Below are 18,848 nucleotides of genomic sequence, written 5' to 3'. Positions count from 1 at the left end.
GACTCCGGTTTCCGCAGGCATGCAGGAAGATGATTTTACGGAAGGTTTTAACCCGGAATCGGTAGCACATGCAAAACGGAAGATGCCCGATGAAGAAACTATGAGCGATTTAAGCGATTTTTTTAAAAACTTCGGTGATTCCACGCGGATAAAAATCGTTTCGGCTTTAATTTCAGGCGAGCTTTGCGTTGCGGATATTGCGGAAGTTTTGGAAATGTCGGTATCGGCAATTTCACATCAGCTTAGAATTTTGCGCCAGGCAAAAATCGTAAGAGCCCGCAGAAACGGGAAACAAATGTATTATTCCATTGATGATGAGCATGTTGCAATTTTGTACAGCTTAGGGTTGGAACACATAAGAGAGGGAAGATAATGGCATATTATAAAACAAATAAAGACGGAGACGGCTGTTGCAGTCATTCAGACGGTAAAGAGCATAGTAATGCGCATATTTATGAAGTTCACGGACACGATAAAAATGAACATTACGGAGAGAGTTGCGGGGGAAGCGGTACTTGCCGGTGTGAAGATACTCATAAAGAAGGCGGAGTACGTCATAACGGTGAAAATGCCTCTTCCAAATGCGGCTGCGGAACCGGGCATGGCCGTTCGGCTTGCGGGTGCGGCTGTGAAGAAAATTTCGGCTCTTTAAAACAAACGGCTTTTCAATTCGGAACGGCAGCTGTTTTTTTTATTTTAGGAATTTTATTTGCATTTATTTTTTACGATATAAAACTTTTTAACTTTTTAAATTTAAAACTTTCTTCGGTATTTTTTCTTGCTTCATGGACAGCTGCGGGTTATAAGGTTTTGTTTACTTCGTTTAAAAATATTTTACGCGGTAAAATTTTCGATGAGAATTTTTTAATGAGTATTGCCACCATAGGCGCTTTTTGTTTGGGCGAGTGGAGCGAGGGAGCCGCCGTTATGCTTTTTTATAACTTAGGCGAACTGGTTCAAAATTCGGCGGTGGAAAAATCGCGTAAATCTATAATAGGTTTAATGGATTTACGCCCCGAGTTTGCCCGAATTTATAATCCTGAAGACTTAAACGGAGAAAAATTAATTAATCCTGAAAGTGTAAAAATAGGTACTCTCATTTGTATAAAGCCCGGAGAAAAAATCCCTCTTGACGGAATTATAACGGAAGGAAGTGCGGAACTTGATACCTCTTCTATGACGGGTGAAAGTCTTCCGCGTGCGGTAAAAACGGGTGATGAGGTTCTTGCAGGTTTTGTAAACCTTACGGGGGTTATTATAGTAAAAACCGAGCGTGACGTACAAAACACCGCTGCTGCGAAAATGCTGCGCTTAATAGAAAATGCTCAAAACCGGAAAGCAAAGGTGGAGCGCTTTATAACTGCATTTGCAAAAGTGTACACGCCTATTGTTACGGCAGCTGCGGTTTTAATTTCGATAATACCGCCTATTTTGAATTCGCTTATTTTTTCAGCTCCTTTAAACGGTTTTGAAAGTTTTTCTCCGTGGATTTCACGCGGGCTGGTCTTTTTGGTAATTTCCTGCCCTTGTGCATTTGTAATTTCCGTGCCTCTCGGATATTTCGGCGGAATAGGTGGGGCTGCAAAGAAGGGGATTTTAATTAAGGGGGCGGATTATGTTGACGCTCTTTCAAAGGCGGGCGCTGTAGTTTTAGATAAAACGGGAACTCTTACAAACGGAGTTTTAAGCGTTCAAAAAATTATTCCTTCAAAAGGAGCCTCCGATACGGGTATGATTACGGCGGAGCAAAAAGAGGTTTTAACCTATGTTCTTGTAGCGGAAGCCCATTCAGGACACCCAATTGCAAACGCAATCCGTAAATATGCCGCAGAAAATTTAAGCGTAACGGAATATGAGGAATTTAAAAAAGCCGATATTCAAAATTATTCCGAGATTGCGGGAAAGGGAATTTCCGGACTGTATAAGGGAAAACCTCTTTTTGCGGGGACGGAATCTTTCGTTTCGGATAATTTTAACGGCGGAATTTCCCGTTCGGAAAATAGCTTAAGCGGAACAAGGGTTTATGCAGCCTTTGACGGAAAATATTTGGGCTGTATAGTTTTAAGCGATACGGTAAAGACCGATTCCGAAGATGCGGTAAAGGAGCTTCAAGCTTTAGGAGTAAAAAGAATCGAAATGCTTACCGGCGATAACGAGGTTTCCGCAAAAGAGATTGCGGAAAAACTTAAGATAAGATATAGTGCAAATCTTTTGCCGCATGAAAAGGTGGAGCGGTTCGAGACTATTTCTTCTGAAATAAAAGCTGAAAATAAAAACAGTACCGTAATTTTTGCAGGAGACGGAATTAACGATGCGCCGGTTTTGGCAAGAGCCGATGCCGGAATTGCAATGGGCGGAGTCGGAAGCGACGCTGCCATTGAAGCTGCCGATGTCGTGTTAATGAACGATAATCCCGTTTTAATTGCGGAAGCGATAAAACTTTCCCGTTTTACACGTAAAATTGTGTGGGAAAATATAGGCTTAGCGTTTTTTATAAAAATCGGCTTTTTAGGTTTGGGGGCTTTTGGAATAGCCGATATGTGGGGAGCGGTTTTTGCCGATGTAGGTGTCGCTCTTTTAGCGGTTTTTAATTCTCTTAGGGCTGCGAAATGCCGTAAGGCCTAAATTTCTTATAAACGGATTTATGCCGTATAAAGTTTTTTTTTAATTTTATACACGGAAATTTTTCTTTTTAAAGTTAAATAAAATTAAACCTCTAAAAACATAAGTTTTTAGAGGTTTTTAATAATCTATTTTTTTGATTTTGAGGTCTTTGGCTTTTTGGGAGACGCCGTTTTTTTTGCAGACGTAACGGAAGCGTCCGTTTTTGTTTTAACGGATACGGCGGGTCTTGAAGCTGCCGGAAGCTCGATGTTTAATTTTTTACTTAACTGTTCCAGCATATCCTTTGTCATTGTTTCGAGGTTATATTTCGGTTTCCAGCCCCATTCTTTTTTGGCGCAGGAGTCGTCAAGAGAATTGGGCCATGAATTTGCTATAGCTTGTCTTACAGGGTCTACATCATAGCTTATCTTAAATTTCGGAAGATGTTTTTTTATTTCTGCGGCAATGGTTTCCGGGGCGAAACTCATTGCGGTAATGTTAAAGGCGTTTCTATGTTTTAATTTTGCGGCATCGGCTTCAAGAAGTTTATGAATTGCCATAAGAGCATCGGGCATATACATCATATCCATTAAAGTGCCTTTTTTTATAAAAGAGGTGTAGGCATTATTTTTAAGCGCTTCATAATAGATATGTACGGCATAATCGGTAGTTCCTCCTCCGGGGAGCGCTTCATACGAAATAAGACCGGGGAAACGGACGCCTCTTGTATCTACTCCGAATTTTTTATGATAATAATCGCAAAGAAGCTCACCTGCAACCTTCGTAACTCCGTACATTGAAGTCGGGCGCTGAATCGTATCTTGAGGAGTTTTATCGGCAGGTGTAGAAGGCCCGAATGCGGCAATGGAGCTTGGAACGAATAAAGTATAATTTTGTTCTCTTGCAATTTCGAGCATATTATACAAACCGTTCATATTTATATCATAAGCAAGTTTAGGATTTTTTTCCGCTACTGCCGAAAGGAGAGCTGCCAAATGTATAACGGTATTTACGCCGTACTTTTTACAAATCTCCAAAGTTTTGTTTGCTTTCAATACATCAAGTTTTTCAAACGGACCGCTTCCTATAACTTTCGGCACGTCTTTTTTTTCGTATGTCGGAAGCGATAACATTATCGTTTCCGTACTCTTTTCGCAAGTACATAACCAATTCGCTTCCTATTTGACCGAGCGAACCGGTAACCAAAATTTTTCTCTTGTTCATATTTACTCCTTACGGTTTTGCAAGTCTTCCGATAAAAAGTTTCCTGCATAAACGTTTATGTAAGACCGATTTTACCACCTTTTTATTTTATGTGCTAGTAGGCAGGTATAAAACTTTAAAAAAATATTTATATTTTAAAAAGTTTCGGTAACATCTATTGAATAATTACCGAAATTGTGTACAATTAAAAATTCGACGGGAATTACAATGTAAAAATAAATGTTGTAGTTAATTGATTTTTGTAAAAAGTTTTTATTGGAGATAAAAATGCGTAATAATAAGTTTTTAAAATCTGTTTTTATATTAAATTTTGTTTTCGGATTATCCTTTGCCGTTTACTCTCAGGAAAAACCGGACGCTTTAAAACTTTACAGAAACGGACGGAGTCTTGATTCCATCGGAAGAAGGGACGATGCCCGTAAGGCTTATTCGGAGGCCATAAGTATTTGCCGAAGTGAACTTAGCCTCAATCCGAAAAATATGGATTCTTATGCGGTTTATACATGGTGTCTTTTCAGACTGGGGCGGTATAAGGATACCGAGATAGCCTGTAACGATGCTTTAAAAGTTTCCCGCGATGCGAGAATAATAGAAACATTGGGAGAAGCTTCTTTTTATCTCGGTAATTATAAAGAATCTTTACGCAACATGGAAAATTATATTGATATGGCTCCGAACGGGGAAAGAATAAGTGTTGCGCATTTTTTTGTAGGTGAAATTTATAGGATTATGGGAAAATACAATAAGGCAGACATTGCTTATTCAATTGCCGTACATCTTGAACCCGGAAACGGTTTGTGGTGGTACAGGCTGGGTATTGTGCGAGAGGCGGCAGGTGAAAAACGAAGCGCCTTGGACGCCTTTCAAGCCGCTTTAAGAATTTGGCCCGATTATAAAGACGCCATAGAGGCCGTTAAAAGAATAAGAATTTAAATGCGGCTATATAATGTAGAAAAAGTATAATTTTAGTGTTATAATAACTGTATAAAACAAAGAGACTGTTTTAAACTTATATTGATAATCTGTCAAAAGAATTTATAGCAGTGCGGGTTTATAAAGAAAGGAATCTTGATGATTGCCGTCATATAGCAACGGTAATTACGGTAACTGGACGGTAAAATTTAATGTCATCGCGGACAATTCAATCTTTGCAAAACAACATCTTAACGTGGTGCGGTATGAAAACCGCTTTTACTCAAATTGAAAGCGGAGCATATCCTTTTAATATTGCAGGTCTTTCAGGCGGGCTTTTAGGCTTTTTTTTGGCGGAATATTTTTATAAAACCAAACGCTCCGTTTTGATAATTGTTCCCACGGAAAAAGAAGTGGAACAGGTTTTAGCCGATTTGGATTTTTCAAATATAGAAACCCGTGTTTTACCGTGGTGGGGAAGTCTTGCATATAGACCGGTTTCACCTTCTTCTTCGGTTTTTGCGGAACGGGCTGAAATTCTCTCTCTTCTTTTGCAAGCGGGAGAAGAAGGCGGGGAGGCTGACGGGAGCGTATCAAAAAAAAGTGATGAAAAAAATCCGCGTATTTTTATAACTTGTCAGCGCTCGTTTTTAACGCCGGTGCCTCCCGGAGAATATTTAAAAAAAAATAAATGCTCTTTAGCCGTAGGAGGCGCGGTAGATATTTTAAAAGTTGCAGAGCTTTTAACTTCTTGGGGTTACACAAGAGTTCCGCGGGTAAGCGTGAGGGGCGAGTTTGCCTTACGAGGTGAAGTGTTGGACGTATGTCTTGCTTCGAATACTTCTTCGTTAAAAAATGCATATAGAATTCAATTTGATTTTGATAAAATTGAAAAAATAAAAACCTTTGATGTAAACAGTCAAAGCTCTCTTGAAGAAATAAAGTCGGTAACCTTTTTCCCTGCAAAAGAAGTTATTTGGGATAAAGAACGTATTTCGGTTTTGGAAAAAAACTTAAAGAATTTAAAAGAGTTTTCACCTGATGCCTTACGCATAATCGAAAGACTTAAAACTTATAAAACATTTGAAGGCGAAGAAATTTTTTATCCGCTTTGTTTTGAAAAGCAAACTTCAATACTGGATTATTTCCCTAAAAAAGATATAACGGTTTTTTATATCGATTACGACAGACAAAAAAATTTTTTTGAAACATTGTCTCGGGAATATCTGGGGCTTTATAAAAAAGCAAAAAATCAATTTGACGAAAACGAAAAACGTAAAGCCGTAATTCCCGAATTCCCCGAACCTCAGCATATTTTATTTCAGTTCGATAAATTAAGTCAAAATTATACGCGTTCCGTCTTTTTTAAAACCCTGAACGAAAAAAGTTCTTTAAGCGGCGAGGAGTCTTTTATAAAATTTTATACTGAACCTGCAAGAAGTTTTTTCGGTAACATAGTTTATTTAAAGGAAGAACTAAAAGCTCTTTTAAATTCCGGCTGGACGGTTTACGTATTTGCGGAAAGCGATAACCAAGCTCTGCGTATTCAGGAAATTTTGCATGAATCTGCCGTTCATGTTTTACCCTTTAATCTTTCGGCGGGTTTTTCAATTCCGGAGCTTAAAATTCTTGTAATTCACGAAAACGAAATTTTCGGACGGCGAAGAAGAATCCCGAAGTCGGTAAAAACCGCAAAAAGCAGCGTAATAGATACATTTATAGAATTAAATCCCGGCGATTATGTTGTTCATGTTAATTACGGCATAGGAAAATTCCGAGGCATAGAGCGCGTAAAAATTGCCGATACCGAACGCGATTACATAAATCTTTTATATGCAAACGATGAAACCGTTTTTATTCCGATTGAACAGGCCGATATGGTTCAACGTTATATCGGAAATGAAGGCGAAGCGCCGCATCTTGATGTGCTTGGTTCAAAATCATGGGAAAACCGCAAGACCAGAGTAAAAAAATCGGTGGAAGATATTGCGGCAAAGTTAATAGACTTATATTCAAGGCGGAAAGCAAGCAAGGGGTTTGCATTTCAAAAAGACGATGAATGGCAGCTTAGCTTTGAAGCCGCCTTTCCTTATGAGGAAACGGACGACCAGCTTACCTGCATTGAAGACGTAAAAGCGGATATGGAAAAACCCGTCCCTATGGATAGACTTATTTGCGGTGATGTAGGTTACGGAAAAACCGAAGTTGCAATGCGGGCGGCTTTTAAAGCTGCAATGAGCGGTAAACAGGTTGCATTTTTATCGCCTACTACAATTTTAACCGAACAGCATTTTGAAACCTTAAATAAACGTTTTAAAAATTTCCCCGTAAAAATTGCACGTCTTTCAAGATTTATTTCTAAGGGTGAACAAAAAAAGGTTTTGGAAAAATTAAAACAAGGCGAAATAGATGTACTTGTAGGCACACATCGTATTATTCAAAAAGACGTTGTTTTTAAAGATTTGGGTTTAATGATTATAGATGAAGAGCAGCGTTTCGGAGTTAAAGATAAAGAAAAACTGAAAGCCTTAAAACATAATGTTGATTGTCTTTCGCTTTCGGCAACTCCTATTCCGCGTACGCTTCACATGTCGCTTTTAAAAATACGCGATATGAGCGTAATTACAACGCCCCCTCAAAACCGTAAACCGGTTGAAACGGTAATAGAAGAATTCAATGCGGAAAAAATTGCTGATGTTATCAGGCGTGAATCGGCGCGCGGCGGACAGGTCTTTTATCTCCATAACAGAGTCGAAACTTTGGAAGATACTCTTTTTATGCTTCAATCGCTTTTGCCCGAAATTATGATTGAAACCGCACACGGGCAAATGTCTCCGAACGAATTGGAAGAAATTTTCGAACGTTTCAGTTTGGGCGGTTTTCAAGTTTTAATTGCAACTACAATTATAGAAAACGGAATAGATATTCCCAATGCGAATACGATTATAATCGACAGAGCGGATATGTACGGGGTTTCGCAATTGTATCAGCTGCGCGGAAGGGTGGGGCGTTCGGATAAAAAAGCTTATGCCTACCTTTTGTATCCGGAAGATAGAGCCTTATCGGAAGTTGCTATGAAGCGCTTACAGGTAATTTCCGATTTTACGGAGCTGGGTTCCGGGTTTAAAATTGCAATGAAGGATATGGAAATACGCGGAGCGGGGAACCTTTTGGGACGTGAGCAGTCGGGAGATATTTATTCCGTCGGGTTTGATTTATATTTACGTCTTTTAGATGAAGCTGTGCAAAAGCTGCAAAACGGAAATTACGAGCCTATGCAGGAATCCGTTATAGAACTTGAATACTCAGGTTTTATTCCCGATTCATATATAAACATTCCGGAAACTAAAATGGAAGTTTATAAAAAAATTGCGGCGGTAAAAACTCAGGAAGATTTGGACGGTATTTATGCGGAAATTTCCGACCGCTTCGGGCCTGCACCTGAAGAAGTGGAAAGCTTATTGGCTCTTTCCGAAATTAAAATTATTTGCAATACGCTTTCAATTTCAAGTTTAAAAGAAAGAAAATCGAAGGTAAGAGTGGAGTTTGCCCGCGTTTCTAAAATTTCCGTTGATAAACTTTTACGTATGATAAAAGAATCTGACGGAAGAGTAACGCTTGACCCTAAGGCTCCGAATGTTTTAATTCTTCAAACAGGGAAAATAGGTTTAAAAGAAAAAAGCGAGTTTATCCGTGAAAAATTAGGCCGGTTGATGTAAAATAAAAACGGTTTTATTTTAAACGGATATCTTTTAAGCGGAGTTAAAACGGTTTAATTGTATACGGCGTTTACGCTTTTTCCGTAAGCCATTCTCCTACCGTTTTTTCTTCCGCATTAAAACTTACGCCTATTAAAACTATTTCTTTGTCTTCAGCCCTGTATGCTTCAGCATATTTTTTTTCTATTATTTGCTTTAAGGCTTCCTCCGCACTTCCTTTTAATTTAAACTCGAAAATATAAATCGTATTTTCGGTTTCCACCGTACAATCGCTTCTCCCGCCTGCACAATGCGTTTCTGTTTTTACAAACTGTCCCATAAGGGCAAACACCAAATAAACGCATATTTGAAAATTATGCTCCCTTAATGCAAGGCTTTCTCCGCTTTCCTTCTTTACATTATCGTAGGGAATACTCGCCATTATGGACTTTAATCTTTGCATAAACTCTTCCACCCGCCCGGCTCTAAGGTCTTTTGTAAAACTTACTACGCTGAACGCCGTATCCCCGAAATTTAAATTTGAATACGCCGGTAAAAGATTATGCAAAAAGCCGTATCTTACCTCATCATTGGGAAAGCCTAGCCTATACATCTTATAATCACTGTCGTAGCTCTTTATGGTTAAGTATCCCGCTTGAAATAAAATAGGTATTGCAGAATCGTTTCCCGCCCTGTAATCCGATAATCCCGAGGCGTCCATTTCCACATTTCCGTCCAAATCGGGTATATTATAATTTGCCTCTTTTAAAGCATTTACCAAAAATGTAGGCGTTCCCGTTGCAAACCAATAATATTCAAATTGTTTTCCGTCAAACACATTTAATAAGCTGAAAGGGTTATACATATTTTCCGTTCCGTCCGCAAAACAATAGCCGTCATAATTTTGTTTTAATGTTTTTATACATTGCTCATAGCTTAACCTGTTTCTTTCCGCCAAGACTTCTATTTCGGGTTTAAAAGTATTTTCAAGTTCGCTTTGAGTAATTCCGCATATTCCCGAGTAATCGGGTTTTAAGCTTATATCGTTTAAATTGTTTAAATCGCTGAAAATACTTACCTTACTGAACTTGGTAACTCCCGTTAAAAAGGCAAAGCGTATAACGTGGTCACAGCTTTTTAATACAGAATAAAAGGCTTTTAAAACGTTTCGGTATTTTTCATTTAATTTTTCGTTTACATTCATTGTTTGTAAAAGAGGTTTATCGTATTCGTCAACAAGCACGACTGCCTTTTCTTCGGTTTTATTATGTAAGGTTTCTAAAATAAATTTAAATCTGTCTTCAGGAGCGTTCTTTGTTTTAGGTATGGAATACATAGTTTCAATTGACGATAAATTCGAATCGATAATCTCGTAAATTGATTTTTCAGTTTCGTAATTTTTCGGGCTGAAATCAAAGCGGAGAACCGGATATTTTTTCCACGGGGTGCTTTGAGCGTCTTCCGATTCCGCAATTTTTAAGCCCGTAAATAATTCTTTTTTGCCTAAAAAGAAGGCTTCCAATGTGGAAAGAAAGAGGCTTTTACCGAAGCGGCGCGGACGGCTTAAAAAATATACCCTGCTTGAATTAACGAGACGGTAAACGAATTCCGTTTTATCGACATAGAGAAATTTATCGCTTCGCATAACTTCAAAACTTTGTACGCCTATAGGCAGTCTTCTACTGAAATCCATAAATACCTCCGCTTTATATTTTAACATAATTAAAAAAAATTTATAAGGGAGTCTTTTATAAATTTAAGTATGCCGCTTAAGCATTTACATTTTAAAGTCGGCGCGTTTATTCTTTCCCACTTGTCTGTTTTTAAACTAACGTATATAATAAATTACTATTAACAATAGGAGTTACCAATGAGAAAGGAACACGATCTGCTTGGAGAATTGGAAATACCTGCAGATGCTTACTATGGAATCCAAACTTTTAGAAGTACGGAAAATTTTAAAATCACGGGGCTTAAACTTTGCGATTTTCCCGATTTTATTAAAGGGCTTGCTTATACGAAAGAAGCGGCAGCTGAAGCAAACCATGAGCTTGGCTATTTAAGCGATGAAGTGTACAAGGCTATGGTGCAGGCTTGTAGGGAGGTTGCCGAAGGAAAATTCGACAAGGAATTCGTCGTCGATATGATTCAAGGCGGTGCCGGAACTTCAACAAATATGAACGCCAATGAGGTTATCGCAAACCGTGCAAACGAAATTTTAGGTAAACCTAAGGGTTCATATAATCCCTGCCACCCTAATAATCATGTCAATTTTGCGCAGTCCACCAACGATGCTTATCCTACGGCTGCAAAACTCGGAATATGCTTAAACACAAAACCCCTAATCGAAGAACTGAAACGCCTTATACTTTCTTTTAGAAAAAAAGCGGAAGATTTAGGCGACAATATAAAAATGGGACGCACCCAGCTTCAAGATGCGGTTCCTATGACGTTGGGACAGGAATTTGAATCTTATGCGGCTTCTTTAGAAGATGAAATTGAGCAAATAGAATTCGCTGAAAAAAATCTTTATACAATAAATATGGGCGCTACGGCAATAGGTACGGGTATTAACTCCGACCCTATGTATACTCCGAAGGTTACGGATTACCTTTCTAAAATCTCGGCTCTTCCGTTAAAGGCTGCAAAAAATATGATAGCCGCTACGAACGATACATCGGGCTTTGTTACTTACTCTTCCGAATTAAAACGCCTTTCGGCAAAACTTTCTAAAATATGCAGCGACTTACGGCTTCTTTCGTCTGGACCCAGAACCGGGCTTTACGATATAAGCCTGCCTCCGATGCAGCCGGGCTCTTCCATTATGCCGGGAAAAGTAAATCCGGTAATTCCCGAAGTTGTAAACCAAATTTGCTACCGCGTTATAGGAAACGACACGGCGGTAATTCTTGCAGCGGAATCCGCACAGCTTGAACTTAACGTTTTTGAGCCGGTTATGATTTATTCTATTTTTGAATCTATTAAACTTCTCATAAACGGAATGAAAACTTTGAGGGAACGCTGCATAGACGGAATTGTCGGAAATTACGAGCACTGCAAAAACAGCGTATTACGAAGTATAGGTTTGGTTACGGCTTTAAATCCGGTTATCGGGTACGAAGCTTCTTCCGATATTGCAAAGACCGCCTTGCGCGAGAACAAGGGTGTTTATGACCTTGTTTTGGAACGCGGCCTTCTTTCAAAAGAAAAACTGGATGAGGTTTTAAAACCCGAAAATATGACTAAACCCAGAAAGTTAAAATAATGCTTTACCTGCGCCGTATGATAAGCGCAGGTAGATTCTATACAAGACGGATTATTTAAGCTGTAATATGAATTTTTATTTTACAGTTATACGGACGAAACGGCGGTTTAAACGATATTTTTCATTATAAGTTTAAACCGCCGTTTTTTTGTTGCCATTGAGGCTTCAGCTTTTTAACTTATATAAAAACGAAAACTTTAATTACTCTTTAGGCCAAGTCAGCTTTTGCTCGCATATAGCGGCAAATTCTTTTGCCACTTTTTTTGCGTCCGCAAGAGGAATAACGGCTTCCTGGTTTAAAGTTTTTTCAAAAAACATTTCTATTGATTTAAATGTATCGGGCAGAGGATAAAACAAAAAAGCAAAATTTATACCTTCCGGTTTTACAACGGTAAATGCCGAAATCGCTTCCTGCGGAGCTTTACTGAACATTACCGTCGATTGGTTTTTTGCAGTTATAATATTAGATTCTTTAAAGCGCAAAGGTACTTGAAAGCCCTTGGCACGAAATACGGGTTCCGTTGATTTATGCGGAAAATTTGCAGGTTCAACCAAAAGAAACAGTTTTTTACCGTTTGTTTGGAAGGTCAATCCGTCTCCCGTCATATAAATATCTTTTACAGTCGAATACGAAATAATTTCATATACGCTGTAAGCTGATTCTTCTTTAAAAAAAGAAGATACGATGTATCCCTGATCCATAGGCAGTTTGTTTTGCGCATAAGCTTCAAAAAGATCTATAGCTTTTAAAGTGGACATAAATAGCTCCTTTTATGTTTATGGCTTTGATTATACACTATTTTGTGTAAGTCTGCAATATGTTATTTAAAAGTTTTAATAAAATTCAACTTAATTCGGGTAAAAGGCTTATATCGTAAAACGCTTACAAAGTAAGCGGCTTACTTTGTAAGCTGTCAATACTCATTTGTATTTTATTTGGCAATTACTTTTTCAACAAAATAGGTAAGGCCTTCTTTTTTTATAATTTTAACGGAAGAACCTTTTTCGATTTCGCCCGAAACTGAAAGAGCATTCCACGTCGTCCCCTTATATTTGATTCTTCCTTCTTTGTTTTCATAGACGGTTTCCGATACTTCGGCAAAGTCGGCCGCAGAGTTATCCGATTTTTTATCCGGATAAAACATGGAACCTTTAAAAACGGAAGTGAATTTTTTTCGCAAAAAAAGTAAAGAGAAAAGCGAGCATACAATGAAAACAAGAACTTGAAGCCATAAAACTTCCGGAACAACAAAAGCAAATACGGCAGTAAGAATTGCACCTAAACCGAAAAAAATAATTACCAGTCCCGGAACAATTAATTCCAGTCCGATACAGATAATTCCGGCTAATAGCCAAACGGACCATAAATCCATAAAATCCTCCTATTCGGCCAGTGCTGTAAAGCAATGTGCAGAGAAAAATCTCTGCACTTTAACTTATTAAACCGTCGGTCCGGGTATTGCTTAAACCCGGTACGGTTAAAACTCCGCTGAAACTAGCCTTTAATGTTATAACGCTTCTTAAAGCGGTCAATTCGTCCTGCAGTATCTACAAGTTTTTGTTTTCCCGTAAAAAACGGATGACACTGCGAGCAGATTTCAACCTTAATATCTTTAGCCGTAGAACGTGTATTGATTACATTGCCGCAGGCACAAGTAATGGTTGTTTCTTCATATTTAGGATGAATATCTTTTTTCATTATAAACCTCCTAAGGTGTATCGAAAGATTATACTAAATTTATTTGTTTTATGCAATAGTATAGAATAAATAAATTTTTATGAAGTATTTTCGCTTATATTCCGAAACTATCCGCTTAACCTTTTTACTTCTTCGATTTTATCGCGGAGAACCGCCGCTTCTTCAAACATCAGCATATCGGCATATTCGGCCATTTGAGCTTCGAGTTTTTTAATGAGTTTTTTGCGGTCGGCAGGATTGAGTATATTAAAACTTGAAATAATGGGTTCCGCTTGAGCAATCGCCGCTTCTTTTTTTATTTCGTTTTCACGAGTTAAAATATCTTCTACCGCCTTTTTAATCGTTTTCGGCGTTATATTATGTTCGGTATTATATGCCTGCTGAATCGTGCGGCGGCGTTCCGTTTCCGCAAGGGTTTCTTTCATTGCGTCGCTTATGCGGTCGGCATACATAATTACCTTTCCGTTTTCGTTTCGGGCGGCGCGACCTACAATCTGAATAAGACTTGTAGCGGAGCGTAAAAACCCTATTTTATCGGCATCAAGGATTCCGATAAAAGAAACTTCCGGCAAGTCTATTCCTTCGCGTAAAAGATTAATTCCTATAAGGACGTCAAATTCCCCCGCACGAAGGCCTTTTAAAATTTCAACCCGTTCAATTGTTTCCACCTCGCTGTGGATATATTTTACTTTAAGTCCGAGCCCTGTAAGATAATCGGTCAAATCCTCCGCCATTTTTTTTGTAAGAGTTAAAATTAAACTTCTCTCGTTTAAGCCGATACGTTTTTGAACTTCTTCGTAAATATGCTCCATTTGACCTTCACTTTTGTGAATCTCGATGACCGGGTCTAAAAGGCCTGTGGGGCGTATAAGTTGTTCCACTACGCGTACGGAATAATCAAGCTCTTTCGGGCCCGGCGTTGCGGAAACAAAGACGGCCTGATTAAGCATTTTTTCAAACTCCGCAATTTTTAAGGGTCGGTTATCCAAAGCGCATGGAAGACGGAAGCCGAAGTCTACAAGGTTTTGTTTTCTGCTGCGGTCGCCTTCATACATTGCTCCCACTTGAGGAAAGGTTACGTGGCTTTCGTCCATAAAAAGCAAAAAATCCTTAGGAAAATAATGAAAAAGCGTTGCCGGAGGTTCTCCAGGTTGACGGTTTGCAATGGGAGCCGAATAATTTTCTATACCGGGACAATAGCCCATTTCGGAAAGCATTTCAATATCGTATTCCGTACGGGTTTTAAGCCTTTCCGCTTCCATAAGTTTCCCTTGTGCTTTTAAAACCTCAAGCCGAGTTTCCAATTCTTTTTTAATACGCTCAAGAGCGTTGGGAATTGCGTTTTCAGGTAAAACAAAGTGCTTTGCAGGATAAATTGAAAGCTCTTCATATTCTTGAATTACTTCGCCGCTTACAGGGTGAAATTTTCTTATCCTTACAATTTCTTCCCAATCGAATTCTATGCGGTAAGCTTCTTCCATATAAGCGGGAAAAATTTCCATAACATCGCCTTTAACGCGAAAGCGTCCGCGCTCCAATACGGCATCATTGCGCTCGTATTGTAAACCTATGAGCTGTTTTTTAAATTTTTCGATATTAACCGTTTGCCCCTTTTCGATTGTAATGCGCAAATCGCGCCAAGATTCAGGCAATCCCAAACCGTAAATACAGGAAACCGTAGACACAACTATTACATCTCGCCTCTCCATTAAACTGAAGGTCGCCGAAAGGCGCAGTCTGTCTATTTCATCGTTTATTGAGGCGTCTTTTTCTATATAAAGGTCGCGCGCCGGTACGTAGGCTTCGGGCTGATAATAATCGTAATATGATACAAAATACTCAACGGCATTTTCAGGAAAAAAGCCCTTAAATTCGCGGTAAAGCTGTGCCGCAAGTGTTTTATTATGGCTTATAATAAGCGTAGGTTTTTGTACCGCCTGAATGATATTTGCCATGGTAAATGTTTTTCCTGAGCCGGTAACGCCTTTTAAGGTTTGAAATTTATCGCCTGCAAGGATACCGTCCGCCAATTGTTTAATAGCCTCAGGCTGGTCGCCTGACGGAGCATAATCGGAAATAAGTTTAAAGCGCTTCATTTGTATTTAATTATAACGAAAATTTCCTTTACGGAAAAGGTTTATATTCATTTACGATTGTAATTGCGGAATTGATTTTTTTATTTCCGGACATTTCCTTCGCAACGGCACAGGCTTTTTCTATTGCCGCATTATTATCCGCAACACCGTGCAGAGTCAATTCTTCTCCGTCTATTTCCGCCTCTAAAAAATAAATTTGAAGTTTAATTTCAAAGGAAATGTGGTTTACTATTTTTTGAGCAAGTAAAAGTTCTTTTATTCTTTTTTCGCCTAAAATTATTTCATCGGCCGAAACCGTTTTTTCAAGTCCGAATTTTATAATTTCCGCCGCCGTTTTAGGTTCTATGAACCCCGTATTTATAACCATATTATATTCGGAAGAATCTTCATTTTCCGTATTAAAAAAAGTTTTATGGAAACCGTCACGGTTATTATCGCTTTCTTCAATTAAGTCTTTCGCTTTTTTTTCAGGCCAATTAAATTCGTCCATAATGCGTGCGATACGGATATTGTCGGCAGCTACCAGGCGTACGGAATACAATCCCGGTACATTCCGTAAAATCGCAAATCCGCCTCGTCCTATAAAGATACAGTTGCCTCGAGAAGCGTGCTCATACACGGCTTCTCTTAAATAATCGAAATATGCATCTCTGTCGCGCGAAAGAGATGCCCAAAATCCGGGCTTGCGTTCATCGTATTTTTTTAATTGTGCTTCTGAAATTCCTCTATTTAATAAATCCTGTTCCAAAGATTTACGGTCAATAAAATCGTAATTTAAAATATTTGCCAATTCTTTTGCCGTTTCATCTCCGAAAGAAGCGATTTTTCGTGAAATTGTTATAATTGCCATAAAACCTCCTAATTAAATTAAAATTTTCATCTAATTATAATAATAGAATAAACCGAAATTTAAGATATGTCAAATGGAGAATTGCGAATTTATGAAAAAAAATAAAGAAATTTTATGGAAACCTGTTGACGTAAAAGAAATTTTTAATACGCGCGTATGTACTGTTTGTGAAAAACAAAGTATTTCCCCTGACGGTGAAAAAAAGACCTTTACATCCTTAAAGGCTCCCGATTGGGTTATTATAGTTCCCGTATGTAAGAGCGAAGAGGGAGAAAATTTTGTTATGGTACAGCAGTGGAGGCATGCGGCTGAAGAGGTTTTTATGGAATTTCCCGGCGGGGTTATCGATGAAGGCGAAGCTCCGGACGCCGCAGCAAGACGCGAGCTTTTGGAAGAAACGGGAAAAGAGGCAAGGGTGTTAAAGCATTTGGCGGTTCTTTCTCCGAATCCTGCAATTATGGAAAACGAGTGTCATATTTTTTATGCCGAAACCGGAGAGGAATCTTTATCGCAAGAACTAGATTCGGACGAATTTTTAAATGTTGTAAATGTTCCGGTAAAAACTGCAATAAAAAATATGGGAAGGCCGCCTTATACTCATGCTATTATGAATGCCGCGATGTTTTTGTATATAAAAAATTACGGCTTATAATTAAATGATTGACTTATTTAATCTATTATGTTAAAAATATATTAAAAATGTCTAATATTAGGCATTTAATGTAAGTGCTTATACTATAGTTAAAATTATATATATAGATAACGGCAAAGTTTATTAAAAAAAGTTGACGGTTTAGGAATATTTTTGTACTGTAAAAACATTTATTAAATATCGGGAGGTATTTATATGAAAAAGAATTTAAAACCGATTATCTTTACGGCTATTACGGCGGTGCTTATTTTAACAGCCTGCGATGATAATTTAAAAAACATGTCTCATAAAAGACTTGTGCCTATTATACCCGCTCCGGGGCAGCCCTTAAGCGTTACCGTAAATTTTGACGCGCAGGGAATGGGTAAAACGCCAGAGGTCTTTATTACCAAAGTAGAAAGTAAAATACCTGTAGAAAAAACTCCCGCTTTGGAATTTTCGGGGTATGATTTCGGCGGCTGGTATAAAGAAAAAGAATGTACGAATCCATGGAAGAACGATACGGATATTGTAACCGAAGATATTACCCTATATGCGAAATGGACACAAAAAACAGATGTGAAAGCAATGGATTTATGGCAAAGTAAAACCTCTCCCTATCCTAATGATTATTACAGAATTCCCGCCCTTGCGGTTACAAATAACGGAACCCTTATTGCGGTAACCGATTTGCGGTACGGCAATAATTCAGATTTAGGGAATAACCATCGAATAAGTCTATTGGCTAAATATTCTTACGATAACGGAAGGTCATGGAAAGATGAAAAATTTATTAAACAAGTTCCCGATACTGCCGATTACGGTTACGGAGATTCCGCCTTTGTTGCGGATAGGGAATCCGATGCTGTTCTTCTTTTATGTGTTTCGGGAAATGTTTCTTATCAGGCGGGAACAAAGAGTAATCATCAAAAAGTAAAGCAATTTGTTTCTTCCGACGGGGGGGGCTTTACGGAAAGCGATATAACGGATACTATTTTCGGCTTTAACAATACATGGGAAAGCTTATTTTTCGGTTCGGGAAGAATTATGCAGTCGCGTTATATAAAAAACGGAAGCCATTACCGCATTTACTCAGCCTTATTAAGCCGTGGTTACGGGAATGCCGTGTGCTATTCGGACGATTTCGGTAAGAACTGGAATGTATTGGGGAATTCGAATACTTCTCCCATACATAATGGAGATGAGCCTAAGGTGGAAGAACTGCCTGACGGAAGCGTAGTGCTTTCAAGCCGCAAGGATAACGGAAGGTATTTTAATATTTTTACTTATAATGCTGATAAAGTGTCGGGTACTTGGTCAGGAGTAAAAGAGTATAATTCGGGAAATTGCAGAGGAACAAACGGGGAAATTCTTGTAGTAAAGGCGCGTAAAAAAGATACGAAATCTCCTGTATATCTTGTACTGCAATCCTTTCCCGAGGTTTCCGACCGTAAAAATGTTACAATTTACTGGAGGGAAATCCCGAACGGTACAATTTCTATAGATGAATTTGTAAAATCTTCCGAATGGAAGAAATATTTGGTGGAAAACGGGCCAGGTGCTTATTCCACTATGTCAGTGCAGAGGGACGGAGGTATAGGTTTTTTGTACGAGCGCAATACACGCGGAAGCGGTCTTGATTACGATATTGCTTATAGAAATCTGCCTATAAGTACAATTACAAATAATGAGTACGGCCCTATTTTTTTAGGGACCGGTTCTATGGCCTGCCCGTATACCGATTTGGAGGGTAAGCCCGCATCGGAGGAGGATAAAAATTATTATTCCGGAGAAAAACTTCATTGGAAATAAAAACCCGTTAAAAAAGCGGCAGGGAAGAGGTTTTCCGCCTTTGATGTTAAACCTTTT

General features: G+C 38.6%; 13 protein-coding genes and 1 pseudogene. 7 read left to right on the top strand and 7 right to left on the bottom strand.

Features of this window, described 5'->3' with window-relative positions; genetic code table 11:
• Positions 1 to 19 precede the first annotated feature (19 nt).
• Both DYQ05_RS11290 and DYQ05_RS11285 read left to right on the top strand, forming a co-directional pair.
• Entirely contained in the window at positions 20 to 373 is a 354-nt protein-coding gene (locus DYQ05_RS11290; RefSeq protein ID WP_024465519.1) for an ArsR/SmtB family transcription factor, read from the top strand.
• Positions 373 to 2,625 carry a heavy metal translocating P-type ATPase gene (locus DYQ05_RS11285; RefSeq protein WP_206183447.1) on the top strand — a complete coding sequence of 751 codons (2,253 nt, stop codon included), beginning with the start codon at positions 373 to 375 and terminating at the stop codon, positions 2,623 to 2,625. Before DYQ05_RS11290 ends, DYQ05_RS11285 begins: the two co-directional genes overlap by 1 nt.
• A gap of 137 nt (positions 2,626 to 2,762) precedes the next feature.
• Here the strand turns inward: DYQ05_RS11285 and DYQ05_RS11280 are convergent.
• Positions 2,763 to 3,828: pseudogene (locus tag DYQ05_RS11280) on the bottom strand (L-threonine 3-dehydrogenase); the annotation flags it as partial.
• A gap of 267 nt (positions 3,829 to 4,095) precedes the next feature.
• Here DYQ05_RS11280 and DYQ05_RS11275 point away from each other — a divergent pair.
• Positions 4,096 to 4,761: a tetratricopeptide repeat protein gene (locus DYQ05_RS11275; RefSeq protein ID WP_020966143.1), complete on the top strand. Its 666-nt coding sequence runs from the start codon at positions 4,096 to 4,098 to the stop codon at positions 4,759 to 4,761.
• A gap of 191 nt (positions 4,762 to 4,952) precedes the next feature.
• The gene (mfd, locus tag DYQ05_RS11270; protein WP_206183446.1) at positions 4,953 to 8,459 is read left to right on the top strand and encodes a transcription-repair coupling factor; all 3,507 of its coding nucleotides are present in this window, start codon (positions 4,953 to 4,955) and stop codon (positions 8,457 to 8,459) included.
• A gap of 70 nt (positions 8,460 to 8,529) precedes the next feature.
• Here mfd and DYQ05_RS11265 read toward each other — a convergent pair whose 3' ends face one another.
• Positions 8,530 to 10,131 carry an ATP-binding protein gene (locus DYQ05_RS11265; RefSeq protein WP_029408985.1) on the bottom strand — a complete coding sequence of 534 codons (1,602 nt, stop codon included), beginning with the start codon at positions 10,129 to 10,131 and terminating at the stop codon, positions 8,530 to 8,532.
• A 177-nt stretch (positions 10,132 to 10,308) separates the two neighbouring features.
• Between DYQ05_RS11265 and DYQ05_RS11260 the strand changes: the two genes are divergently transcribed.
• The gene (locus tag DYQ05_RS11260) at positions 10,309 to 11,703 is read left to right on the top strand and encodes an aspartate ammonia-lyase (protein WP_024467745.1); all 1,395 of its coding nucleotides are present in this window, start codon (positions 10,309 to 10,311) and stop codon (positions 11,701 to 11,703) included.
• A gap of 201 nt (positions 11,704 to 11,904) precedes the next feature.
• Here the strand turns inward: DYQ05_RS11260 and DYQ05_RS11255 are convergent, their stop codons facing one another.
• The 5 genes from DYQ05_RS11255 to DYQ05_RS11235 form a co-directional block, all read right to left on the bottom strand.
• Positions 11,905 to 12,462, bottom strand: a complete 558-nt coding sequence (locus DYQ05_RS11255) for a hypothetical protein (protein WP_020966139.1) — start codon at positions 12,460 to 12,462, stop codon at positions 11,905 to 11,907.
• A gap of 173 nt (positions 12,463 to 12,635) precedes the next feature.
• On the bottom strand, positions 12,636 to 13,076 hold the full coding sequence (locus DYQ05_RS11250) for an NfeD family protein (protein ID WP_020966138.1): 441 nt from the start codon (positions 13,074 to 13,076) through the stop codon (positions 12,636 to 12,638).
• Positions 13,077 to 13,198: 122 nt separating this feature from the next.
• The gene (rpmE, locus tag DYQ05_RS11245; protein ID WP_020966137.1) at positions 13,199 to 13,402 is read right to left on the bottom strand and encodes a 50S ribosomal protein L31; all 204 of its coding nucleotides are present in this window, start codon (positions 13,400 to 13,402) and stop codon (positions 13,199 to 13,201) included.
• A gap of 107 nt (positions 13,403 to 13,509) precedes the next feature.
• On the bottom strand, positions 13,510 to 15,498 hold the full coding sequence (gene uvrB / locus DYQ05_RS11240; RefSeq protein ID WP_024467744.1) for an excinuclease ABC subunit UvrB: 1,989 nt from the start codon (positions 15,496 to 15,498) through the stop codon (positions 13,510 to 13,512).
• Positions 15,499 to 15,526: 28 nt separating this feature from the next.
• Positions 15,527 to 16,348 carry a cytidylate kinase family protein gene (locus tag DYQ05_RS11235; protein WP_024467743.1) on the bottom strand — a complete coding sequence of 274 codons (822 nt, stop codon included), beginning with the start codon at positions 16,346 to 16,348 and terminating at the stop codon, positions 15,527 to 15,529.
• 91 nt (positions 16,349 to 16,439) lie between these two features.
• Between DYQ05_RS11235 and DYQ05_RS11230 the strand changes: the two genes are divergently transcribed.
• Together DYQ05_RS11230 and DYQ05_RS11225 are read left to right on the top strand one after the other, a co-directional pair.
• Positions 16,440 to 17,000 (top strand): NUDIX hydrolase, encoded by a 561-nt coding sequence (locus DYQ05_RS11230; protein ID WP_024466027.1) that lies wholly within the window; start codon positions 16,440 to 16,442, stop codon positions 16,998 to 17,000.
• Between the two features lie 195 nt (positions 17,001 to 17,195).
• Positions 17,196 to 18,791: a neuraminidase gene (locus DYQ05_RS11225; protein WP_252723371.1), complete on the top strand. Its 1,596-nt coding sequence runs from the start codon at positions 17,196 to 17,198 to the stop codon at positions 18,789 to 18,791.
• The last annotated feature ends 57 nt before the right edge of the window (positions 18,792 to 18,848 follow it).

The organism is Treponema pedis, assembly GCF_017161325.1.
Lineage (GTDB): Bacteria > Spirochaetota > Spirochaetia > Treponematales > Treponemataceae > Treponema_B > Treponema_B pedis.
This window is presented reverse-complemented; position numbering and strand designations above follow the sequence as displayed.

Bases quoted from the DNA above. Each gene is read 5' to 3' on its own strand.
- DYQ05_RS11290 (WP_024465519.1), top strand. From the start codon at position 20: ATGCAGGAAGATGATTTTACGGAAGGTTTTAACCCGGAATCGGTAGCA.
- DYQ05_RS11285 (WP_206183447.1), top strand. From the start codon at position 373: ATGGCATATTATAAAACAAATAAAGACGGAGACGGCTGTTGCAGTCAT.
- DYQ05_RS11275 (WP_020966143.1), top strand. From the start codon at position 4,096: ATGCGTAATAATAAGTTTTTAAAATCTGTTTTTATATTAAATTTTGTT.
- mfd (WP_206183446.1), top strand. From the start codon at position 4,953: ATGTCATCGCGGACAATTCAATCTTTGCAAAACAACATCTTAACGTGG.
- DYQ05_RS11265 (WP_029408985.1), bottom strand. From the start codon at position 10,131: ATGGATTTCAGTAGAAGACTGCCTATAGGCGTACAAAGTTTTGAAGTT.
- DYQ05_RS11260 (WP_024467745.1), top strand. From the start codon at position 10,309: ATGAGAAAGGAACACGATCTGCTTGGAGAATTGGAAATACCTGCAGAT.
- DYQ05_RS11255 (WP_020966139.1), bottom strand. From the start codon at position 12,462: ATGTCCACTTTAAAAGCTATAGATCTTTTTGAAGCTTATGCGCAAAAC.
- DYQ05_RS11250 (WP_020966138.1), bottom strand. From the start codon at position 13,076: ATGGATTTATGGTCCGTTTGGCTATTAGCCGGAATTATCTGTATCGGA.
- rpmE (WP_020966137.1), bottom strand. From the start codon at position 13,402: ATGAAAAAAGATATTCATCCTAAATATGAAGAAACAACCATTACTTGT.
- uvrB (WP_024467744.1), bottom strand. From the start codon at position 15,498: ATGAAGCGCTTTAAACTTATTTCCGATTATGCTCCGTCAGGCGACCAG.
- DYQ05_RS11235 (WP_024467743.1), bottom strand. From the start codon at position 16,348: ATGGCAATTATAACAATTTCACGAAAAATCGCTTCTTTCGGAGATGAA.
- DYQ05_RS11230 (WP_024466027.1), top strand. From the start codon at position 16,440: ATGAAAAAAAATAAAGAAATTTTATGGAAACCTGTTGACGTAAAAGAA.
- DYQ05_RS11225 (WP_252723371.1), top strand. From the start codon at position 17,196: ATGAAAAAGAATTTAAAACCGATTATCTTTACGGCTATTACGGCGGTG.